General features: G+C 65.9%; 18 protein-coding genes. 12 read left to right on the top strand and 6 right to left on the bottom strand.

Annotated features, from left to right (window positions below):
* The first annotated feature begins 177 nt into the window (after positions 1-177).
* The 3 genes from gyrA (at position 178) to AC06FB_RS16510 (ending at position 6,133) form a co-directional block, all read left to right on the top strand.
* A complete protein-coding gene (gene gyrA / locus AC06FB_RS16520; protein ID WP_065182897.1) occupies positions 178-2,892 on the top strand; it encodes a DNA gyrase subunit A in 2,715 nt (904 codons plus the stop codon).
* A 132-nt stretch (positions 2,893-3,024) separates the two neighbouring features.
* On the top strand, positions 3,025-5,550 hold the full coding sequence (locus AC06FB_RS16515) for a membrane-bound PQQ-dependent dehydrogenase, glucose/quinate/shikimate family (protein ID WP_346480606.1): 2,526 nt from the start codon (positions 3,025-3,027) through the stop codon (positions 5,548-5,550).
* 112 nt (positions 5,551-5,662) lie between these two features.
* Positions 5,663-6,133, top strand: coding sequence for an REP-associated tyrosine transposase (locus AC06FB_RS16510; RefSeq protein WP_460255849.1), 471 nt, complete (start codon positions 5,663-5,665; stop codon positions 6,131-6,133).
* A gap of 15 nt (positions 6,134-6,148) precedes the next feature.
* Here the strand turns inward: AC06FB_RS16510 and AC06FB_RS16505 are convergent, their stop codons facing one another.
* Together AC06FB_RS16505 and AC06FB_RS16500 are read right to left on the bottom strand one after the other, a co-directional pair.
* Positions 6,149-6,541: a DUF3037 domain-containing protein gene (locus AC06FB_RS16505; RefSeq protein WP_478053905.1), complete on the bottom strand. Its 393-nt coding sequence runs from the start codon at positions 6,539-6,541 to the stop codon at positions 6,149-6,151.
* Entirely contained in the window at positions 6,519-7,295 is a 777-nt protein-coding gene (locus tag AC06FB_RS16500) for a HipA family kinase (RefSeq protein ID WP_478053904.1), read from the bottom strand. The genes AC06FB_RS16505 and AC06FB_RS16500 overlap by 23 nt, the downstream gene beginning before the upstream one ends.
* A gap of 221 nt (positions 7,296-7,516) precedes the next feature.
* Here AC06FB_RS16500 and AC06FB_RS16495 point away from each other — a divergent pair, with 221 nt between their 5' ends.
* The 3 genes from AC06FB_RS16495 (at position 7,517) to AC06FB_RS16485 (ending at position 11,292) form a co-directional block, all read left to right on the top strand.
* Positions 7,517-7,846 (top strand): hypothetical protein, encoded by a 330-nt coding sequence (locus tag AC06FB_RS16495; protein ID WP_065176039.1) that lies wholly within the window; start codon positions 7,517-7,519, stop codon positions 7,844-7,846.
* A 125-nt stretch (positions 7,847-7,971) separates the two neighbouring features.
* Positions 7,972-10,434 (top strand): S9 family peptidase, encoded by a 2,463-nt coding sequence (locus tag AC06FB_RS16490; RefSeq protein WP_478053903.1) that lies wholly within the window; start codon positions 7,972-7,974, stop codon positions 10,432-10,434.
* Between the two features lie 102 nt (positions 10,435-10,536).
* A complete protein-coding gene (locus AC06FB_RS16485) occupies positions 10,537-11,292 on the top strand; it encodes a hypothetical protein (protein WP_478053906.1) in 756 nt (251 codons plus the stop codon).
* 123 nt (positions 11,293-11,415) lie between these two features.
* Here AC06FB_RS16485 and AC06FB_RS16480 read toward each other — a convergent pair whose 3' ends face one another.
* The gene (locus tag AC06FB_RS16480) at positions 11,416-12,399 is read right to left on the bottom strand and encodes a hypothetical protein (protein ID WP_478053902.1); all 984 of its coding nucleotides are present in this window, start codon (positions 12,397-12,399) and stop codon (positions 11,416-11,418) included.
* 138 nt (positions 12,400-12,537) lie between these two features.
* Between AC06FB_RS16480 and AC06FB_RS16475 the strand changes: the two genes are divergently transcribed.
* Both AC06FB_RS16475 and AC06FB_RS16470 read left to right on the top strand, forming a co-directional pair.
* Positions 12,538-13,500 carry a DUF2268 domain-containing putative Zn-dependent protease gene (locus AC06FB_RS16475; RefSeq protein ID WP_322523144.1) on the top strand — a complete coding sequence of 321 codons (963 nt, stop codon included), beginning with the start codon at positions 12,538-12,540 and terminating at the stop codon, positions 13,498-13,500.
* 30 nt (positions 13,501-13,530) lie between these two features.
* Complete coding sequence (locus AC06FB_RS16470; protein ID WP_478053901.1) at positions 13,531-14,322, top strand: SGNH/GDSL hydrolase family protein; 792 nt, start codon at positions 13,531-13,533, stop codon at positions 14,320-14,322.
* 45 nt (positions 14,323-14,367) lie between these two features.
* On the opposite strand, the gene AC06FB_RS16465 is transcribed toward AC06FB_RS16470, so the two are convergent.
* Positions 14,368-14,913 (bottom strand): thioesterase family protein, encoded by a 546-nt coding sequence (locus AC06FB_RS16465; protein WP_065176034.1) that lies wholly within the window; start codon positions 14,911-14,913, stop codon positions 14,368-14,370.
* 68 nt (positions 14,914-14,981) lie between these two features.
* Between AC06FB_RS16465 and AC06FB_RS16460 the strand changes: the two genes are divergently transcribed.
* Both AC06FB_RS16460 and AC06FB_RS16455 read left to right on the top strand, forming a co-directional pair.
* A complete protein-coding gene (locus AC06FB_RS16460) occupies positions 14,982-15,563 on the top strand; it encodes a TetR/AcrR family transcriptional regulator (protein WP_277380851.1) in 582 nt (193 codons plus the stop codon).
* A 44-nt stretch (positions 15,564-15,607) separates the two neighbouring features.
* Positions 15,608-15,988, top strand: coding sequence for a VOC family protein (locus AC06FB_RS16455; RefSeq protein ID WP_065182888.1), 381 nt, complete (start codon positions 15,608-15,610; stop codon positions 15,986-15,988).
* Positions 15,989-16,142: 154 nt separating this feature from the next.
* On the opposite strand, the gene AC06FB_RS16450 is transcribed toward AC06FB_RS16455, so the two are convergent.
* Positions 16,143-18,251, bottom strand: a complete 2,109-nt coding sequence (locus tag AC06FB_RS16450) for a TonB-dependent receptor family protein (protein WP_478053900.1) — start codon at positions 18,249-18,251, stop codon at positions 16,143-16,145.
* 149 nt (positions 18,252-18,400) lie between these two features.
* Positions 18,401-19,837, bottom strand: a complete 1,437-nt coding sequence (locus AC06FB_RS16445) for a serine hydrolase domain-containing protein (protein WP_478053899.1) — start codon at positions 19,835-19,837, stop codon at positions 18,401-18,403.
* Between the two features lie 177 nt (positions 19,838-20,014).
* Between AC06FB_RS16445 and AC06FB_RS16440 the strand changes: the two genes are divergently transcribed.
* Both AC06FB_RS16440 and AC06FB_RS16435 read left to right on the top strand, forming a co-directional pair.
* The gene (locus AC06FB_RS16440; protein WP_111186132.1) at positions 20,015-20,695 is read left to right on the top strand and encodes a GAD-like domain-containing protein; all 681 of its coding nucleotides are present in this window, start codon (positions 20,015-20,017) and stop codon (positions 20,693-20,695) included.
* A 174-nt stretch (positions 20,696-20,869) separates the two neighbouring features.
* Positions 20,870-21,328, top strand: a complete 459-nt coding sequence (locus AC06FB_RS16435) for an Imm30 family immunity protein (RefSeq protein WP_478053898.1) — start codon at positions 20,870-20,872, stop codon at positions 21,326-21,328.
* The last annotated feature ends 11 nt before the right edge of the window (positions 21,329-21,339 follow it).

Here is a 21,339-nt window from a genome sequence, read left to right as displayed (position 1 = left end):
GGCCCGATGGGCCCCGTCCTGCCCCTAAGTTCCTGATTTGTGCCGGTAAAACCCCTGTAAACACAGGCGGGGAATGGTCCGATGTGGTAGTATCCACAGGTTGAATCGAGGTTCCGGCATGGTCACCCCCGCAGGTGTCCGCGCCGGACTGGACCGCTACCAGACAACGGAACCCGAATGGCAGAAACCGCCAAGGAAATCATCCAGGTCAACCTGGAAGACGAGATGCGCAAGAGCTACCTCGATTACGCCATGAGCGTGATCGTGGGCCGCGCGCTCCCGGATGCGCGCGATGGCCTCAAGCCGGTGCATCGCCGCGTGCTGTACGCGATGAACGAGCTCAACGCGCACAGCAACAAGCCCTACTTCAAGTCGGCGCGTATCGTCGGTGACGTCATCGGTAAGTACCATCCGCATGGCGATCAGTCGGTGTACGACACGCTGGTGCGCCTGGCCCAGCCGTTCTCGCTGCGTTACATGCTGGTCGACGGCCAGGGTAACTTCGGTTCGATCGACGGTGACTCCGCCGCGGCGATGCGATACACCGAAGCGCGCATGTCGCGCCTCGCGCATGAGCTGATGGCCGACATCGACAAGGAAACCGTCGATTTCCAGCCCAACTACGACGAGAAGGAACTGGAGCCGACGGTCATGCCGACCCGGTTCCCGAACCTGCTGGTCAACGGTTCGGCCGGTATCGCGGTGGGCATGGCGACCAACATCCCGCCGCACAACCTGAGCGAATCGATCAATGCCTGCATCGCGCTGATCGACAACCCGGAAATCGACGTCGACGGCCTGATGGAGTACATCCCGGGCCCGGATTTCCCGACTGCGGGCATCATCAACGGCACCGCCGGCATCGTCGCCGGCTACCGTACCGGCCGTGGCCGCGTGCGCATCCGCGCCAAGGCGGATATCGAAGTGGCCGACAACGGCCGCGAATCGATCATCGTCACTGAAATTCCTTACCAGGTGAACAAGGCGCGTCTGATCGAGAAGATCGCCGAGCTGGTCAAGGAAAAGAAGATCGAAGGCATCAGCGAGCTGCGCGATGAGTCCGACAAGGACGGCATGCGCATCTACATCGAGATCAAGCGCGGTGAATCTGCCGAGGTTGTGCTGAACAACCTGTACCAGCAGACGCAGATGGAATCGGTGTTCGGCATCAACATGGTGGCGCTGGTCGACGGCCGCCCGCAGTTGATGAACCTCAAGCAGATGCTGGAGGCATTCGTCCGCCACCGTCGCGAGGTGGTCACCCGCCGCACCGTGTTCGAGCTGCGCAAGGCGCGTGCCCGTGCCCACGTGCTGGAAGGCCTGACCGTCGCGCTGGCCAACATCGACGAGATGATCGAGCTGATCAAGACCTCGCCCAATCCCAACGAGGCGCGCGAACGCATGCTCGCCCGCCTGTGGGAGCCGGGCCTGGTCGGGGCCATGCTGGGTGCTGCCGGTGCCGAGGCCTCGCGCCCGGAGGACCTGCCCAAGGGCGTGGGCCTGATCGAGGGCGGCTACCAGCTGACCGAGATCCAGGCCACCCAGATCCTGGAAATGCGCCTGCACCGCCTGACCGGGCTGGAGCAGGATCGCCTGACCGACGAGTACAAGCAGCTGCTGGAAGTGATCGCCGGTCTGATTCACATCCTGGAAGATCCCGATCGCCTGCTGCAGGTGATCCGCGAGGAGCTGGTCAGCGTCAAGGCCGAGTTCGGCGACGAGCGTCGCACCGAGATCCGCCACAGCGAAGAAGACCTGGACATCCTCGACCTGATCGCCCCGGAAGACGTGGTGGTCACCCTGTCGCACGCCGGCTACGTCAAGCGCCAGCCGGTCAGCGCCTACCGCGCCCAGCGTCGCGGTGGCCGTGGCCGCAGCGCGGCGGCGACCAAGGAAGAGGATTTCATTGAACAGCTGTGGCTGGTCAACACGCACGACACCCTGTTGACCTTCACCAGCTCGGGCAAGGTCTTCTGGCTGCCGGTGTACCAGCTGCCCGAAGCCGGCTCCAACGCACGCGGCCGGCCGATCATCAACTGGATTCCGCTGGAACCGGGTGAGCGCGTACAGGCCGTGTTGCCGGTGCGCGAATACGCCGATGGCCAGTTCGTGTTCTTCGCCACGAAGAACGGCACGGTCAAGAAGACCCCGCTGGGCGAATTCGCCTTCCGTCTGGCCCGCGGCAAGATCGCGATCAACCTTGACGAGGGCGATGCGCTGGTTGGCGTCGGCCTGACCGATGGCGAGCGTGACATCCTGCTGTTCGCCTCCAACGGCAAGACCGTGCGTTTCGGCGAGGACAAGGTCCGCTCGATGGGCCGTACCGCCACCGGCGTGCGCGGCATCAGGATGCCGCCCGGCGAGGAAGTAGTCAGCCTGATCGTGGCCGAGAGTGCCGGTGGTGCCGAGGACGAGAACGAGGACGACAACGGTATCGAGGAAGCGGTCGCCAATGGCGATGCGGTGATCGACGGTGCCGACGACGCCAACCTGCAGTACATCCTCACCGCCACCGAGAATGGTTACGGCAAGCGCACCCCGCTGCCGGACTATCCGCGCAAGGGGCGTGGTACCCAGGGCGTGATCGGCATCCAGACCACCGAGCGCAACGGCAAGCTGGTCGCCGCGGTGCTGATGGGCTCCAGCGATGAAGTGCTGCTGATCTCCGATGGCGGCACGCTGGTGCGCACGCGCGGTTCGGAAATCAGCCGCGTGGGCCGCAACACCCAGGGCGTCACCCTGATCCGCCTGTCCAAGGACGAGAAGCTGCAGGCGGTGGAGCGCATGGATGCCTCGATCGACGAGGACGAGGACGAGGTGGCCGCGGTCGCCCCGGCCACGGCCGAAGGCGCCCCGGCTGCCACCGGCAGCGAGGATGCCGCGCAGGAGTGATCCGGTCGCGCTGACGAGGTACCCGACGACGCCGGCCCCGTGCCGGCGTCGTCGTATGCGGGAGCATGGAATACGCACGCGCTTCACGGCGGCGGTGGGATAAGGGCAGCATGCTGCTCCCGGAGATCGACGATGTCCGCCACGCCGCAGTCCGCGCCGGCGCCCGTGCGCCGCCACCCCCTGGTCACGGTCCTGTCGCTGCTGCTGGTCATCCTGGGCCTGGTGATCGGCGGGCTGGGTGCATGGCTGTTCCAGCTGGGGGGCTCGGCCTATTACCTCATCGCCGGCTGTGGCCTGCTGGCCAGCGGCATTCTGCTGTGGCTCAACCGTCGCAGCGGTGCGCTGCTGTACGCGCTGGTGTTCGTCGGCACGCTGCTGTGGACGGGGTGGGAATCGGGCAGCGATTACTGGCGCTGGGTGCCGCGGCTGGGGCTGGTCACCGCGCTGGGCATCGTTCTGGCGCTGCTGACGCCGACGTTGCGCGCGCCGCTGTCCAAACGGCTGTCGTGCAGCATCGCCGCCGTGTTGCTGCTGGTGTTCGTCGGCGCGTTTGCCCTGGCGTTCAGTCCGCACGGCAGCGTGGACGGCCATGCGCCGTTCCCGGAAGCAGCCTTCAGCGCAGGCCTGGAGCCGACCCGCGACACCACCGGCCTGCAGCCGGCCGACCAGCCCGCCGAGGGTGACTGGCCCGCCTGGGGCCGCAGCAACGCCGCCACCCGCTTCTCGCCGCTGCAGCAGATCACGCCCGCCAACGTGGCTACCCTGCAACTGGCTTGGCAGTTCCGCACCGGCGACCTGCCGAAGAGGCGCTGGGGGGCCGAGACCACGCCGTTGAAGATCGGCGAGCGGCTGTACTTGTGCACGGCACGCAACCGCCTGATCGCCCTCGAGGCCAGCACCGGCAAGGCGCTGTGGCAGTTCGATCCAAAGGTGAAGGACGCCTCCATTCCGTACACCGCCGCCTGCCGTGGGGTGTCCTACTACGAGCAGCCCGCCGTGCCGGTGTTCGCCGATGCGGCATTGGCGGATGTGGCTGCCGATCTCGCCTTGCCCCTGCCACCTCCCAGCGTTCGACCGGGCGCGGCGGCGGGCGCGCGGCCTGCCTGCTGGGCGCGCGTCATCGAAGGCACGCTGGACGGACGCATCATCGCAGTGGATGCCGACAGCGGTCGGCCGTGCGTCAATTTCGGCAACAACGGCCAGATCGACATCACCCTCGACATGGGCGAGGTGCCGCCGGGCTATGTCTCGATCACCTCGCCGCCGGCCATCGTGCGCGGCGTGATCGTCACCGGTCACCAGGTGCTGGACGGGCAGCGCCGTGACGCGCCTTCCGGCGTGATCCAGGCCTATGACGCGATCACCGGCAAGCTGCGCTGGGCGTGGGACATGGAGCGGCCCGAGCGCACCGGTCCGCCACCCCGCGAGCAGGTCTATACCCGGGGTACGCCGAACATGTGGACCACCGCCACCGGCGATGAACAACTGGGCCTGGTCTACCTGCCGTTGGGCAATGCCGCCGGCGACTACTGGAGCGGCTCGCGCAGCGAGCAACAGAACCGCTATGCCACCTCGCTGGTGGCACTCGACGTGGCCACCGGCAAGCCGGTCTGGCATTTCCAGGCCGTACGCAAGGATGTCTGGGACTACGACCTCGGTTCGCAGGCCAGCCTGATCGATTTTCCGACCGCGGCAGGCAAGGTGCCCGCGATCCTGCTGCCGACCAAGCAGGGTGACCTGTACATCCTCGACCGGCGCAACGGCCGGCTGCTGACACCTGCCGAAGAGCGCAGGGTTCCGCAGGGCGGCGTGGAACCGGAGCAGCGCTCACCGACGCAGCTGTTCTCGCTCTATCACACCCTGCGGCGCGAGCAGCCGCTGACCGAGCGTGACATGTGGGGCATCACGCCGATCGATCAGCTGGTCTGCCGCATCCAGTTCCGCAGGGCGCACTACCAGGGCTTCTACACGCCGCCCACCAGTGATCGCCATTCCATCGAGTATCCCGGTTACAACGGTGGCTCGGACTGGGGTGGCGTGGCCATCGATACCCGCCGGGGCGTGATCGTGGCCAACTACAACGACATGCCCAACTACAATCGGCTGGTACCGCGTGCCGAGGCCGACCGGCGGGGATGGCTGCCGCGTGAGCAGATCCGCGCCGACCGCGGCGCTGGCGAAGGGGCAGGCGACCCGCAGATGGGTACGCCGTATGCCATCGACGTCAATGCAGGATGGCGGCTGCCATTGACCGGCCTGTCGTGCAAACAGCCGCCGTATGGCGGCATCCGCGCGATCGATCTGCGCACGGGCACGCTGCTGTGGGACCGGCCGTTCGGAAGCGCGCGCGGCAACGGCCCGTTCGGCATCCGCTCCGGCCTGCCGATCGAGATCGGAACGCCCAACAATGGCGGTGCGGTGATCACTGCCAGCGGTCTGGTGTTCATCGCCGCCGCGACCGACGATCTGCTGCGCGCGATCGATCTGAAGACGGGCCGGGAACTGTGGCATGCCAGGCTGCCTGCCGGGGGCCAGGCCACCCCGATGATCTACGAGCAGGGGGGACGCCAGTACGTGGTGATCGTCGCGGCAGGCCATCACTTCATGGAGACCCGTCCCGGCGATTACGTGATGGCGTTTGCCCTGCCCGAACATTGAGCATCGTTCGCGGCGGGGCCTGTCCGCCGATTCCCGGAAGCGGCCATTTCCCACCCGATGACGTGGTGTCCACCGATGCAGTAGCGGTGTGCCGGCGGGCACGCTGTTGCGCATGCCCAGCCTGTCGAACCCTGTCAGCCGCGAGCCCATCATGGGCAATGTCCATCTGCTCACGTTGACCTGCTGCAATCGGCAGCGCCTGTTCGAGAACGCGGCGCATGCGGATGTCGCGATGCAGCTGTTGGCTGCGATGGACCGCGAGGGGCTGACCACCTCGCTGGCCTGGCTTGTCATGCCCGACCACGTGCGATGGCTGGCGCAGCTGCGTGGCTATCCACCCGGATACTGCGTACAGCGCTTCAAGGCGCGCAGCAGCTTCCTGATCAACCGCCATCGCGGCCGCAACGGAGCGGTCTGGCAGGCCGGCTATTTCGATCAGGTGATCGACAATGATGCTTCGTTGCCTGTGCGGGCCCGGCAGGTGCTGGCTTACCCGGTCCGCGCGGGGCTGGCCGGGCAGGTGGGCGAGTATCCCCATGGCTGGTGTCGCTGGCCGCTGCAGGACGCCGCGATTGCGCGGTAGTGGCGGGCTGCCGTGTTACTGCGGCACCCGTACCATCCTCGTCATCAAGTGTTCGACCACACCCGCCGGGTTGGCTGTGCGGCCCACATGCGTGCTGGACATCTGCACGATCGAGCTGCGTTTGGCGGTGAGGAAATGGAAGCGTGCGCGTGCCGGAAGCTGCGCGATGGGGCCGGCGGTGGCATCGCCGCGGCAGATGGCCACGATGGCATCCAGCCACGGTTGCAGCGCCTGCTGGTCCAGCGCCGGTGCGAACGCCTGCAGGCGTGCCGGGTCGATCTCGATGGCCGCTTCCAGATGAGGCGCGCCGGGACAGGACACGATCACCCCGACGTTGATGAATTCCTCGCGCTCCACCCGCGGTACAACGCGGATGACCGCATAGTCATACGTGTGCAGCGTGGGCACGGATGGCCTCCTGCACGAATACCGCACGCACCTTCAGGCGATGCTTGAGATAGTCGATGTAGCCCTGGCGGTAGGCCTGCGGGCTGTCGAACGCCGGCTCGTTGACCAGCCAGCTGTCTGGCACGAGGCCGACGATCCGCTCGATCTCGGCATCGGTCAGGCGAGCCGCCAGCTCGGCATCCACCTCGGCGATGCGGCTGGCGAACGACAGCAGCACGTGGTCGCGGATCAGCACGAACGGCCTTTCGCAGGCATCGCCGGCGTTGGCCCAGTCGTGGTGGAAATACATCGCTGCACCGTGGTCGATCAGGTACAGCTGGCGGTGCCACACCATCAGGTTCGGGTTGCGCGTGGTGCGATCGACATTGCTGGTGAACGCATCGAACCAGACGATGCGCGAGGACAGGTCGGCGTCCACTGGCATGGCCGCCGGGTCGTAGTTGATCGCGCCGGGCAGGTAATCCAGGCCCAGGTTCAGGCCCTCGCTGGCGCGGATCAGTTCCTGGATCTCCGGATCCGGTTCGGTACGCGCGAACTCGCTGTCCAGTTCGACGAACAGCAGTTCGGGAATCGGCAGGGCCAGGGTACGGGCCATTTCACCTGCGATCAGTTCGGCGATCAGGGCCTTGGGCCCCTGGCCCGCACCCCGGAACTTGAGTACGGCCATGCCGTCGTCGTCGGTCTCGACCACGGCCGGCAGGGAGCCGCCCTCCCGCAGGGGCGTAATGTAACGAAGAGCATTCACGGTGCGCATGCACGCATTCTAGCGTGGCACACAGTGCTGCATTGCATGCGCCGCAGAGCACACGCCGCGCATGCCGACGCAACGCAGGCAATGCTGAATGCACGCTGCGCAATGTGCCGCGCTTCACACGATCCTCCGGACGGCGCGGGCAACATGCTGTCCATGGCGTTCGCGGAAACGCCGCGCGGATCCTGCTCCACGATGTCTCCACCAGATGCGGAGGTACAGGGATGAGCGACCAACTGAATGCGGCACTGCCGCCTCTGGATGATGCCAAGGCCGAAGAAATGATCGGTAAGGTAGTGCTGGTGGGCGTCACCCGTTACGGCGGTGACGGGCAGGTTCAAGGGCTGGAGCAGTATGCCGGCACGGTGCTGCGCATCAGCGCGTTCGAAGGCGTGGTGCTTGCCGACGAAAACGATGGGCACGAGCGCTACCTGCCGCCCATGCTCGACCAGTACCTGCCAGCCCAGCCGGGCGAATACTGTATGCGCTCCAACGGGATGATCGTGGTGGACCCGGACTATCTGGCCACCTGGGACCTGCACGCCCGGCAGTAGTGACCCGGCCTGCGCTTTGCCTTATCCGGTGACTAGCCCATCCGGCCCATTGAACGCGGGCCGGGCGGTGCTAGATTCGGCGCATGCCCGCTTCGCGGGCAGCCCGACACTACCAGGGGATAAGGATGCTCATCCGTCGTACCTCTCTGGCGGCTGCCATTGCCGTCGTTGCCGTCACGCTGTTGTCTGCAGGCCCGGCATGGGCCGACTATGCCAAGCCACCGGAGCATCTGCTGAAGGTGCTGAAGGCACCGCCGCCGCCAATGCCGAACGTGGACCCCAGTGGCCAGCGTCTGTTGCTGACCACCGCGCAGACCTATCCGTCGATCAGCCGGGTGGCGCAGCCCTACCTGAAACTGGCCGGCGTGCGCCTGGAGCCGAAGAACCGCAGCCGCCATGACACGCCCGGAGGCTATGGCATACCGGCCTGCGTGGCCGACTTCACCCTGGTCGAGATCGGTAGCGGCAAGGAGACCCGGGTCAACCTGCCGCAGGGCTGTGCCGGTGGCGCGCTGTGGTCGGCCGACGGCAGCCACTTCGCGTTCCAGAATGCGGTCGAGACCAGCGTGCAGCTGTGGGTGGGCGATGCCGCCACCGGTCAGGTCAAGCAGGTACCGAACGTCCAGCTGAACCCGATTTTCGGCAGCACCGTGCAGTGGCTGGGTGGCAGCCAGACACTGCTGGTGAAACTGGTACCGGCCAACCAGGGGCCGGCGCCGTCCGATGGCGGCGTGCCGACCGGACCCGATGCACAGGAGTCGCTCGGCAGCAGTGGCGAGAGCAGCACCTATGAGGCACGCGACACGCTGACCAGCGTGCATGATGAAGCGTTGTTCGCCTACTACGGGGCCTCGCAGCTGGCGGTGGTGGATACCGCGGCGGGCACCGTGCGAACGGTCGGCCAGCCGGCCATCTACAACGATGTCAGTGCGGCGCCAGACGGCGTGCATGTGCTGACCGAGTCGATCAAGCCACCGTTCTCGCATGCGGTTACCTACCAGCGCTTCGCCAACGACGTCGCGGTACTGGATGTCAGCAGTGGGCGCACGACCACCATCGCCCGCCTGCCGTTGGCAGACCGCGTGCCGGTGCACGGCGTGCCGGAGGGGCCGCGCGGTTTCGACTGGCGCTCCACCGATCCGGCGACGCTGGTGTATGCCGAAGCACTGGACAAGGGCGACTGGAAAGTGAGTGTGCCGCACCGTGACCGCGTGCTCATGCTCAAGGCGCCGTTCACCGGCAAGCCGGTGGAGATCGCGCGTACCGCGCAGCGCTTCGAAGGCATTGCCTGGACGGCGGACCCGGCCGTGTCGTTCCAGTTCGAGAATGACGAGAACCGGCACTGGGTGCAGACCCGCATCGTCGATGTGGACAAGCCCCGGCAGGAGGGCCGCCTGTTGTGGGACATGTCCAGCGACGAGCTGTACGGCGATCCGGGCAACCTGGTGTTCAAGCGCCTGCCCAATGGCGCACCGGTGGTGCGGCAGGAAGGGACGTACGTGTTCCTGCGCGGGCAGGGCGCTTCGCCGCAGGGGGATCGCCCGTTCCTGGACCGTCTGGATCTGGCCACACTGAAGAGTGAGCGCCTGTTCCGCAGCGATGCCGATGCCTACGAGCAGTTCCTGGGCTTCAGCAATACGCCCGGCCGCTACCTGACGTGGCACCAGTCGGTGATGGACCCGCCGAACGCCTTCCTGCGCCAGCAGGGCGATGCTGCGGCGGACGCCAAGCAGGGCGAGGCGCAGTACACCTCCACCGCGACGGCCCTGACGAAGCTGGTCGACCCCACGCCTGAAGTGCGGCAGATCAAGAAGCAGCTGGTGACCTACAAGCGCGCCGACGGCGTGGACCTGTCGTTCACCCTGTACACGCCGCCCGGCTACCGGGAAGGCCAGCGCCTGCCGGCCATCCTCTACGCCTATCCGGCAGACTTCGCCAATGCCGCGCAGGCCGGGCAGGTCTCCGGTTCGCAGCAGACGTTCACCCGCCTGCAGCCGTACCGCCTGATGCTGCTGGCCGGCTACGCGATCATCGACAATGCCTCGTTCCCGATTGTCGGTGATCCCAGGAACGCCTACGACACCTACCTGGAGCAGTTGGAAGCCGATGCCAAGGCGGCCGTGGACAAGGCCGTCGACATGGGCGTGGTGGATCGCAACCGGATCGGCGTGACCGGCCACAGCCACGGCGGCCTGATGACCGCGAACCTGATCGCGCATACCACCCTGTTCAAGGCGGGCGTGGCGACCAGCGGCTCCTACAACAAGACCTTCACTCCGTTCGGATTCCAGAACGAGCGGCGTTCGGTCTGGCAGGCACAGGATGTCTACCTGAAGGCATCGCCGTTCTTCTACGCCGACAAGATCAAGCTGCCGTTGCTGCTGGTGCATGGCGAGGACGATGCCAATCCGGGTACCGAGCCGTTCCAGTCGCGCAAGCTGTACCAGGCGATCCGTGGCAACGGCGGCACCACCCGCCTGGTGATGCTGCCGAACGAGCCGCACTGGTATACGGCGCTGGAGTCGAACGAGCAGCTGGTGGCGGAGATGCTCAACTGGTTCGACACCTACGTGAAGAACGCCAAGTGAGGAATGGAAAGGCCGCCCTCGGGCGGCCTTCCTGCATCCTGTGGAGCCGAGCCATGGTCGGCTGCTGTAGTACAGAGCCTGGGAAATCACATGAAGGCATGGATGTTGGCGCTCGCTCCGCTGTTGGTTTCTCCTGTGGCCATGGCGGTCGAGCGGCCGATGAGCGTGCACGTCACGTACGACTGGTCTGGCTGGGGTTCCGTATCTGAGCGCTGGGTCATCCGGCGCGATGCCTACGGCGTGACCACCCGTGTACAGGTGGTTGACCCGCCCGACGTGCAACCGCGGGTGCCGGAGCTGCTGCCGTTCGGCGCGATGTCAGCGTTCGAGGCTGCGCTGCAGGCAGCGCCGTTGACCCGGGATGCCACGGTGGATCTGATTGCTTCGCGTATGGACCGGTCCACCATGCTGAAGCTGGATCCACAGTTGCGCAGCACGCCGCCGGCCAGATGCTCGTTCGCCCAGCAGCAGGCCTGGGCACGCCGGGCGCTGGCCGGGCAAGGTCTGCAGGAGCGCGTTGCAGCGCATTTCCGCGGCCTCTGGACTGACGACCATCCCAGCATGACCGTGGTCGTAAGCCGTCCGGGCCGCCCGGAAACCGTGCTGGTGTCCACTTCCCAGTACGCAATGATGCTGCCATGGAAGCGCGTGTCATCGACGAACTTCGACCAGCACGTTCTGGCAGGCGCGCAGGAGCAGTGGCGTCCGGCGTTGAGCGATGCACTGATGGCGCTGCTGCCTGCGGGGGAACCCAGCCGCGAACGTTTCAGGATCAGCTGGTTGCAGAACAGATTACGAGACGACATTGCCCAGGAGGCGCTGCGTTGTGGGACGCTGAGCAAGGAAACCGCAGATTGATCATCCACGGATGCTCTGCGATCAACGGTGCAGACTCGATAGCGACAGGTCGATCGCGGTGCGGCCGGACAGGCGCCCCAGCAGGGAAGTTGTGCGTGGAGAGCGCTGCCTGGGCATCCGCGCTCACGCCAGTGGCAGGCGGTCCTGCGCGTGCGAAAGGCGATCATGCAGGTCGCGCACATGCTCGGCCCTGGCATGTACCCGGGTGGTGTCGCCGAAGCTGCGCAGATAGGCGCAGGCAGCGAAGCCGTCACTCTTGCTTTCATACTCCGTAATCCAGGCCAGTCGGTCCGGATTGTCGGCCTGCTCGGCCGACCACGCGGCGGCGGGCGGGCGGATGCGGTACTTCAGGCCGACACGCCATGGTTTCGGTGTCAGCCGGGCCCGGAAGCAGTGCTGCAGCCGGCACATGCGCGCGTACAGCGTGTCGGTGCCCAGTGCGTTGAAGAACGCCTGCAGCGCCTCGTCGCCGGGGGAGAACGTGGCATGCATGGCCAGTATCCGCAGCCCGGCCGGCGTCCGGTACGCGCGCAGATGCCAGTCCGGGTGCTGCCTGCTGAAGTCCGCAACCCGCTGCAGGGCCACGCCCTCGGCGCCACCGGCAGCGGCCAGGCGACGCCTGCGTTGCATCAGCATCGCGGTATTCACCAGAGCCACGGCTGCCACGCCCAGTACCAGCCCCACCAGCCAGTGCCAGAGCAGGGTGCCGACGAGGGCAACGGCAGGCAGCAGGGTTGCCGTGATGACGACGGGCATCACACATCCTGCCGGTGGTTGCGGGTGGTCAATGTCGGCGAACAGGACGTCCGGAGTGTTCAGGCACAGCGCACCGTAGCTGTTGCGGGTGATCACCACGCCGCCATCGCGCTGCACGATCTGCTCGCGGATCGGCACGCCTTCCACGCCGTAGTTGCTGCGGACCTCGCGGCGCGGCAGTGCCTGCCCGGCGAGGATGGCATTGAGCGCTTCGTTGGCCCGGCGCTCGGCGTGTGCCTGAGCGTCGGCAGGGCTTGTGTCGGACCATCCGAAGCGACGCACGACCACCGGCCGGCCGCGGAAACGGGCCTGCAGGCGGGCTTCGGCCCAGTACGCGGGAACGATCATCATCGTGCGGTGCGCCATCATCCATGGCAGATGCCGAGGTGAGTCTGGCACAGGCGCGTAACGGCCGCACCCGCCTGCTGCGGCGAGGCCGGCGCAGTGATAGATTGCCTGCCTGGCATTGTCTCCACCAAGGACGGATCGATGTTCGTTTCCCTGCGTGGCCTGCTTGCCCTGGCGCTGGCCGGGACGGCCGGCGTGGCCCATGGTGCAGCGCCCGGGCCCGAGATCCTGATTTCCGACGCCAGCCGCTTCTATGCCCTTTACGACACGACCGATGGCCAGCCCAGCGTCGCCCAGTTGGCGCAGTACCTGGCCGAAGGGACGCCCAGCCTGGGCGAGTTCGCGAGCCGGCGACGGGTCACCGCCGAGCGCATCGCCGACGCCATGCGTCGCGACCCTGCGATGTACGCCAACGGCCGGACCTGCCTGGTTGAACTGCCTGCGGTACGCCAGCGGCTGGTGCAGGTGTTTGCCAATCTGCAGGCGATCTATCCGCAGGCGAGGTTTCCACCGGTCGCGATCATGGTCGGGCGCGGCCGCCCGGTCGGCCTGACCCATCCGGGGGGCGTGCTGATCGGGCTGGAAGCCCTTTGCGCGGCTGACTTCATGAACCCCAATGTGCAGGACCGCTTCGTGCATGTGATCGCGCACGAGTACGTGCACATCCAGCAGACCGGTGCGATCGATTTCGAGCAGGGCGATCCGCGTGCGACGGTGCTGCGCCTGTCACTGGCCGAAGGCGTGGCCGAGTTCATCACCGAACTGGTTTCCGGCAACGTCGGCAACGGACGCCACGCGGCATGGACGCGGGGCAGGGAAGTGCACATCGAAAGTGCATTCGCGCTGGACCTGGACAGTACCGACCTTTCGCCCTGGCTGTACAACTACACGCCCGGTTCCGACGCGCCCTACGATCTGGGCTACTGGGTGGGCTACCGCATCGCCAAGGCGTACTACCTGCAGGCCAGGGACAAGCGCGAAGCGGTGCGCGCGCTGATCGAACAGGACGATCCGAAGGCGATCCTGGCGGCCAGTGGCTGGACGCCGGGCATGTGGATGCCGGCGAAGGTGACTGGCGTGGCCGCGCGCGCTGCGGCACGCTGAGTGCGGAACAGAACGCTACGGGAGATCGGCATGCGCATTCCTGCTTTGACGGCCGGCGCCATCGCGCTGGCATTGGCGATGACCGGCGGCGTGAGCGCGGCCGATGCACCCGCCATCAACCCGCTGCTGACACGGCCAGTGGAGCAGCTGCGGCCGGACGAAGTCCGTTTCATGCAGCAGCGTCTGGCGGATTGGCCACAGCTGCAGCGCTATCGTGACGCCAACGCAGCACTGCCTGCTGCCCGGCCCGGACAGCCACGCGTGGTGTTCTACGGCGACTCGATCACCGAGGGCTGGGGGGCTGAGGGCAGCGCCGCCTTCTTCCCCGGCAAGGGGTATCTCAATCGTGGTATCGGTGGCCAGACCACGGCGCAGATGCTGGTTCGCTTCCCGCAGGATGTGCTTGCGCTGCATCCCCAGGTGGTGGTGATACTGGCCGGCACCAACGATATCGCCGGCAATACCGGCCAGGCCACGCAGGCGATGATCGAAGACAACGTGCAGGCGATGGTGGCGCTGGCGAAAGCGCAGGGCATCAGCGTGGTGCTGGCCTCGGTGCTGCCGGTCAGCGAGTACCCCTGGATGCCTGGTATCGAGCCCGCCGCGAAGGTGCGCGCATTGAACCGTGCACTGAAACGCCATGCCGACGAACAACAGCTGGTCTACCTGGATTACCACACGCCGTTGGCCAACGCGCAGGGCGGTCTGGATGCCGACCTGGCCGGCGACGGCGTGCATCCCACCACGAAAGGCTACGCGGTGATGGCACCGCTGGCTGAGGCTGCGATCGATCAGGCGCTGGCGAGGCGCGCCGCTCGGTGATGGTCGGCAGGACCATGCCGCAGGTCGGGACGTGATGGCGGGAACTCAGTCGTCGTCGCGCTTCAGCGCAGCGTCGGCAGCCAGCAGAGCTTCGGCGGCGGCGCTGAGTGCGGGGGAGGGCGGCAACGGCGAACCGATGGCGTCCATCATCTGCTGCATGCCCACGAATGCACGCGCGCGGCGATCATAGATGCCGGTGACCAGCAGGGCGCGCGTGGCGATCTTCTGGCCGTCGCCGACCAGCACGCGCTGCTCCATGATCACGCGCGTGCCGACCCAGCCGGCCAGGCGTGTTTCCAGGGTGAAGCGCTGGAATGGCCGGAGCTCGCGGCGGAACTGGATGGTGCCGGCGCCGACGATCGGCGCCCATTTCTCGCGCAGCGCCACCTTGCCCAGGCCCATGCGCAGGATCAGGTCCAACCGGCCCAGATCGAAGATGTTCCAGTAGCGGCCGTTGGTCATGTGCAGGTTGCTGTCCAGATCGTTGGGCAGCACCCGGAACTGCAGCCGCGACACGCCGAAAGGCGCCTCCAGCCTGGGCCGGAACAGACTGCACAGCAGCAGATGGAGCAGGCGGAACCAGAGATTCATGATTATTACGAGTGTTATAGAATCGACGGTACGCTAGTCTATGGCGACTGTCTTAGCAAGGCGCAGCCATGAGTCCGCGAACGTCCGACGCTCCCCAGCGCGTGATCGATGCCGCCGCGCAGATGCTGGCTCGGGTCGGGCTGAATGCAACCAGCATCCGTGAAGTGACCAAGCTGGCCGACGCGCCGCTGGGTTCCACCTACCATCACTTTCCCGGCGGCAAGCAGGAGCTGCTGGCGCGCGCCACGCTTATGGCCGGCGACAAGGTGGAAGCGCTGCTGGTGGCGCTGCTGAACGGCGGTGCAGTGCAGGGCCTGCAGCAGTTTCTGGCGATGTGGCGCGAGCGCCTGCTGCGCTCCGGGTTCCGCGCGGGTTGCCCGGTGCTGGCCGCTGCCGTTGAGGAGCCGATGGACGCAGTGCCGAGCCAGCCCCGCGCGGCAGCTGCCGAGGTGTTCGTGCGCTGGCACGATCATCTCGCCACGGCGCTCGTCGCCGAAGGACATGCGCCAGCCGCTGCGGGTGAGCTGGCCAGCCTGGTGATTGCCAGCGTGGAAGGCGCGGTGGCGATGTGCCGCGCGCTGCAGGATATCGCTCCGTTTGACCAGGTCGCCGCGCAGCTGCTCAGGGCTGTCGCGGCACCTGCGCGCTAGAATCAACGCGAACGCGCTGCTGCGTGCCCGGCAAGGACGTCCACATGTTGCACCACCTCTCCCTCGGCGTCCGTGACCTCGATGCCGCAGGCCGCTTTTACGATGCCGCACTCGCCACGCTTGGGTTTCGCCGGGTCTTCGAGGACGAGACCGCGATCGGTTATGGGGTGGTCGATGATGAGGATGCGCTGTGCCTGAAGCTGCGTGATGACGCCGCAGCGCCGGGTCCCGGTTTCCACGTAGCGTTTGCCGCGGACTCGGCAGCGGCCGTGGATGCCTTCCACGCAGCCGCCGTGGCCAACGGGGGCGCTGACAACGGTGCGCCCGGGCCGCGCCCCGATTACGGAGACTTCTACTACGCGGCGTTCGTGGTCGACCCCGATGGCCATCGCATCGAAGCGGTGACCAAGGCGCGGCCGGAGTGACGCAGCCAGGTGTTTCGGCGCCCGCACGCTGACAAGCACAAGCGCACGCAGCAGCTCACGCCAGCGATGGTTCGCGCGGTGGGACGCTGCCGGGTACGTCGTCGAAGTGGCTGAAACGACGACGCCGGATCACACCCGGCGCCGCCCGGGGCGATCAATCGAAACGCCAGCGCACGCCTGCATAGATGCCCCGGCCTTCGCCAGGCGTGGAGCGGGCGACATCCTTGCCGGCGTCGTCGTAGCCCGGCGTGACCGTGGCCGCGTAGTGGCGGTTACCGAGGTTGCGCATCTCCGCCCACGCCTGCCAGCGCCCACCGGGTGCGTCGTAGCCGATGCGGCTGCCGAAGATCACGTGGCTGTCGGCCCAGTAGCTGTTGGCGTAGTCCACCGCGATGCGCGAGGCGTATTCGGTGTTCAGCGCGGCGTACAGGCCGGAGGCATGATCGAAGCGCAGCTCGGCCTGGTAGCTGTGGCGCGGCAGGCCCGGCAGGCGGTTGCGGTCGAACCGGGCGTCATGGCGGTAACGGAAATCACTGAAGGTGTACGCTTGGCGCAACGACAGGCGCCCCGGCGCGGCCTGCCACAGCGTGCTGTCCAGACCGGCTTCGATGCCACGGTGCACGGTGGGGCTGGCGTTGTTCTCGGCGATGAACAGGTTCGGCACCGGTTGCAGTTCGACAGTCAGCAGCTCGTGGTTCACGTGCGCGTAGTAGCCGGTCAGCTCCCAGCGGCCCAGCACGGCATTGCCGCGTGCACCCAGTTCCAGCGTGGTGGCGGTCTGGTTCTGCATCGGTACCGGCGCGCGCTGGCGGCCGCTGGACGGGCCGTTGCCCGGCCCGAAGTACTGGTTGGAACCCCAGATCATCGACCACGGGTGGGGCGCTTCCACCGAGCGGCTGAGGTTGCCGAACCACTGGGTCTGCGCGCTGTGCTGCCAGGTGAAGCCCAGTCGCGGTGCGTAGTCCCAGTCGTGGTCGCGCAGGCGGCCGCCACTGCTCGGCCAGGTCACCTGCACATCGCGGCGGGTGTTGATCAACGCCAGCCCGGTCTGCATGCGCAGGCGGTCATTGAAGGCGAGGGTATTGCTGACGTGCAGTGTGCTGTCGGTGCCGTGGTGGCGGAAGTCACGCGTGCGCGTACCGGCGGCATAGCCGTTGCTGGCAAAGCGCAGCGACTCGCGCACATCGGCGTCCAGATCGTGGGTGACGCGCAGACCGATCGTGGTTCGGCTGTCCAGGCCGAACAGCCGGTGGCGGTGGTGGTAGTCCAGCGTGGCGTTGAGGTTGGCGTAGTCCAGCTGCTGGCGGTACAGGCTCTCGTTCAAGTCCATCGGATACGTGTGATAGACCAGCCCGGCCTGCAGCGAAGAATCCTCGTCGATCTGCAGCGTGGTGACACTACCGACCCAGGTACTGCCCGGCTGCGGGCGGCGCGCATCGATGGCCAGGTTGGCTGCGTTCGCGGCTCGCGGATCGTTGCGGATCTGATCGCGGGTCAAGCGACCGGGCGTTTCGTGATTGGTTTCGCGGTAGCGAACGAAGAAACGCGTCTGCAGGTCGGGCGTGATCTGCCAGCCGATGTTGGCCATCGCGCCCTTGCCGTCGCCGCGCGCATGGCGCTGATAACCATCGAACTCGGTATCGGTGTAGGCCAGGAAGTAATCGAGATCGCCGTTGACACCGCCCCAGCTGATGCCGCGTTTCTGGTAGCCACGGCTGCCCGCTTCGTAGTGCAGCTGCATGCCGGCCGAATCACGGCCGCTGCGGCTTACATAGTCGATGGCACCGCCCAGCGCCAGCGCGCCGCGCTCGAAGCCGTTGGCGCCGCGCAGCACCTCTACCCGCGACAGCCACAGCGGTTCCAGCAGTTCGTAGGGCGTGCCGCCGGGGCCGGTCAACGGCAGGCCGTCGATCGATACGGCGATGCCGGAGGCATGTGCGCCCGGGCCGCGATTGATGCCCGAGCCACGGATCGAGACCTTGGTGCCTTCGTTGCCGGGCGATTGCGCGCTGATGCCGGGCTGGAAGGCGAGTACATCGGCACTGCTGGCCAGTCGGCTGTCGGCCTTGGCCACGTCGATGACGTTGCTGGCGCCGGGTACGCGCTTCAGCGCCTCGCGGGCCTGGGCGCTGGCATCGGCCGCAGTGACCTGCACGGCATCAAGGGTAGTGGCCTGCGGGGCCGCGGCGGCGGTGGAGGAAAGGCCGAGGAAAACGGCCAGGAACAGCAGCGACGGGATGGGGCAGTACGGCGCGAGCGACATGCGGAAATGCTGTAAACCATGAAAGTGGCGCGCAAGTTAACAGGTCGACGGCGCCACGTCACCCATCACCGGCGTATGGGGCTGGTGCACCTGTAGAGCCGAGCCCATGCTCGGCTGCTTTTTTTGCGGAGCCGAGCATCGGCTCGGCTCTACAAAGACGGTTTCGCCAGCGCCTTCGACTTCGCATACAGCCGCTCTGCGACATCCTTCTCACCCAATGCCGCATGACACTCGGCCAGGCTGTCCCACACATTGGCCGAATCCGGATACAGCTCGGTGTTGAGGGCGAATACCTTCAACGCGCTGCGCGCACCGAGGTTCGCGAAGATGGCGTAGCCATCGCTGTTGATCGCACGTTCCAGCTCGCTGCCGGTGACGCCGTGGTCGTCGCGCAGCCAGGCCCGCATTGCCTGTGCAGCCCCTGCGTCATCGTCCAACGCATAGGCAATCAGGCGTTCGGACAGCGCAGCGTGCGGAAACACCTTGGGTGCGGCGACGGCCATCGTGCTCTCCACCAGGGTGCTCGACCAGACGTTGCGGGCGCTGCCGTTGGTGAGGTACACGAACAGCCAGTAGCCGCTGGCCAGGGTGTCCTTGTACGCCAGCCGCGCACGCACGCGGGTGCCACCGTCGTGACCGACCTGGGTGTAGCCATCGCTGCGCGTGGTATCCCAGCCGGTGGAGAAGAAATTGCTGCGGCCATCGGTCAGCCTCTGCGGCTGCCAGAGCTTTTCCAGTGTTGCCGTACGCAGCAGCTTGCCGGTGGCCAGCGCCTGCAGGAAACGGTTCATGTCGCCCACGCTGGTCTGCAGATCGGCATGGCCCCAGCCGTAGTCCGGCCACGGGTCTTCGTTGGCCGGCTGCAGCTGCCCATCCTTGCCGATGTACGGCACGGCCGCGCGCTGGGCTGGCACGCTGGCGACACCCCACGAGGTGCTGGCCATCTTCAACGGCTGCAGGATGCGTTCGCGGGCGATCGCCGGGTAGGGCCTGCCGTAATGCGTTTGCAGCAATGCGGTCAGCACCAGATAGTTGGCCTGCGTGTACTGCACGCGGCTGCCGGTGGTGAACTGCATCGGCGCCGAACCAGCGACCTTCAGTGCGGCGGCGAGATCGGGTGCGAGGCCGTTGTAGCCCTTGCTCACCCAGCGGTTGTCCACCCGCTCGTAGTACTCGCCGATACCGGAGCTGTGGTTGAGGAAATCACGCACACGGATCGCCTGCCATGCGGCGGGCAAGTCCGGCACGTAGCGGCTGGCCGGTGCATCCAGATCCACCTTGCCCTCATCGACCAGCTGCATCACCAGCGTGCTGGTCAGCAGCTTGGCCATCGACTGCGCGGCGAAGATGGTATCGACGGTGGCCGGTGAATGGGTAGCGGGATCACGTTCACCGCTGGCGCCCTGGTACAGCATCTGGCCGTTGTGTGCGACCAGTACCGCCTGGCCAGCGATGCCATAGCGTTCGCGGTTGGTCTGTAACTGCGCGTCCAGCTGCGCGGTAAGGTCCCCTGGAACGTCACGCGCTGAAGCGGGCAGGGCGATGGCCAGGGCCCAGAGCAATACGGCAGCAAGCGTGCGGTACATCGCGGTGTTCCGTCAGCGGCGATGGCGCATCTTGGTCACGGTGTCGCACAGGGTCAAGCGGGGCGTGCGGCTGCGTGAGTGCGAGGAGTTCCGATGGGCTGTCGTAAATGCCGCTTAGAACCCGATGAAGCATCAGACATAATAGGGCTTCAGTTCGCGCTGGCGAGACATCCCTGCATGGCAAGGAAAACGGAAGAGGATCAGGATTTCGCGCTCTTCATTGAGAGCTTCGGCGAGGCGACTGAACACGTTCCGGTGCCAGAGACCAGCTTCACTAGGTGGGCGGGCATCTTGCCTGAATCGCTATTGAGTTACTGGCGTCGGGATGGATGGGCCAACTATGGCGACGGACGCCTGTGGACGGTGAATCCAGACGACTACGAAGGTGCAATGGGCGCATGGTTGGCTGGTACGCCATTTCCCTTGATCGATACCTACCATGTATTTGCCAGGACCGGATTTGGAAAGCTCTTCCTGTGCGGCGAAGAGTCAGGCGCTGGGCTGAGCATTGATCCAATTCGCTGTGAGGTGTTTGCTCTGCAGAACCGTTTGAGATCCAAGTCTCTTGAACGACAGGATGGCGGAATCAGGGCCTTCTTCGCCTGTGCGGAGCTTGACGATTTTGATTTCCAGGATGGGGACGAACAACTGCTGTTTGATCGAGCAGCCAAGATGTATGGGGCTCTATTGGCGGATGAGATGTATGGCTTTGAGCCAGCGTTGGTCCGTGGTGGAGAAGTGCGGCTCAGCAATTTGCGTAGGATCAAGTTGCTGCCGCATCTGCATATGCTGAGGAACTTCGCGGAGCCGTCGTTTCCGCGCTATGCGATTGATGTGAAGCCGCTGGTACGGAAGTAGCCCGATATGGGGGTGCTATCTGCTGGTGCTTCTCGGTAGCACTTTGCAATGGTCAGGCGGTGTTTCTCGTCGATCGCGGGGTCGTTCCACAGCGCCCGTACAATCTGCTTTGCCTCCTCTGATCCACTGGTGAAAACAGTAAAAGGCCCGTTAGGCTCTTCCACCGATACCATGATGAAAGACCAGCTTCTGGACGAGTTGCTACGCGTTTCGCGAATGCGAACTTCGGAAGAGGTCAGTGCCTTCGACCGCACAGTGCAGGCACTCTCAGGACAGGGATTTTCCAGGCGGGAGCTGGGAGTCCTTTTCTCGATGTTCGCCGATGACACTCCGCATCATGAAGTCATGTATGGACTTCTTCATCTCATTGAGCAAAGTTGCGACGAGGGGGGGATTGCAGCGTTGATCGAATCAGCTCCGGACATGCAAAGAGCTGCGCCAGAGTGGTTGGAGACGTTCATCTGCAGAGTGCTGAATCATGATCCCGCCAGGGATGTGTTGATTACCAGCTTGAGAGATATGCCTTCCATAGAGGGCGCGGCCGAGGTCATCTCTGTGGTCGCGGGCTTGAAAGAAGATGCGTTGGACAGGATCCGAGCGAATGCGTCGATGGTGGTTTCGGCACTGATGTAGCGATGCGAGCG

It is taken from the genome of Stenotrophomonas sp. Steno-C15, from assembly GCF_056393265.1.
The sequence above is the reverse complement of the archived record's forward strand: the minus strand, read 5'-3'. Positions and strand labels throughout refer to the sequence as shown.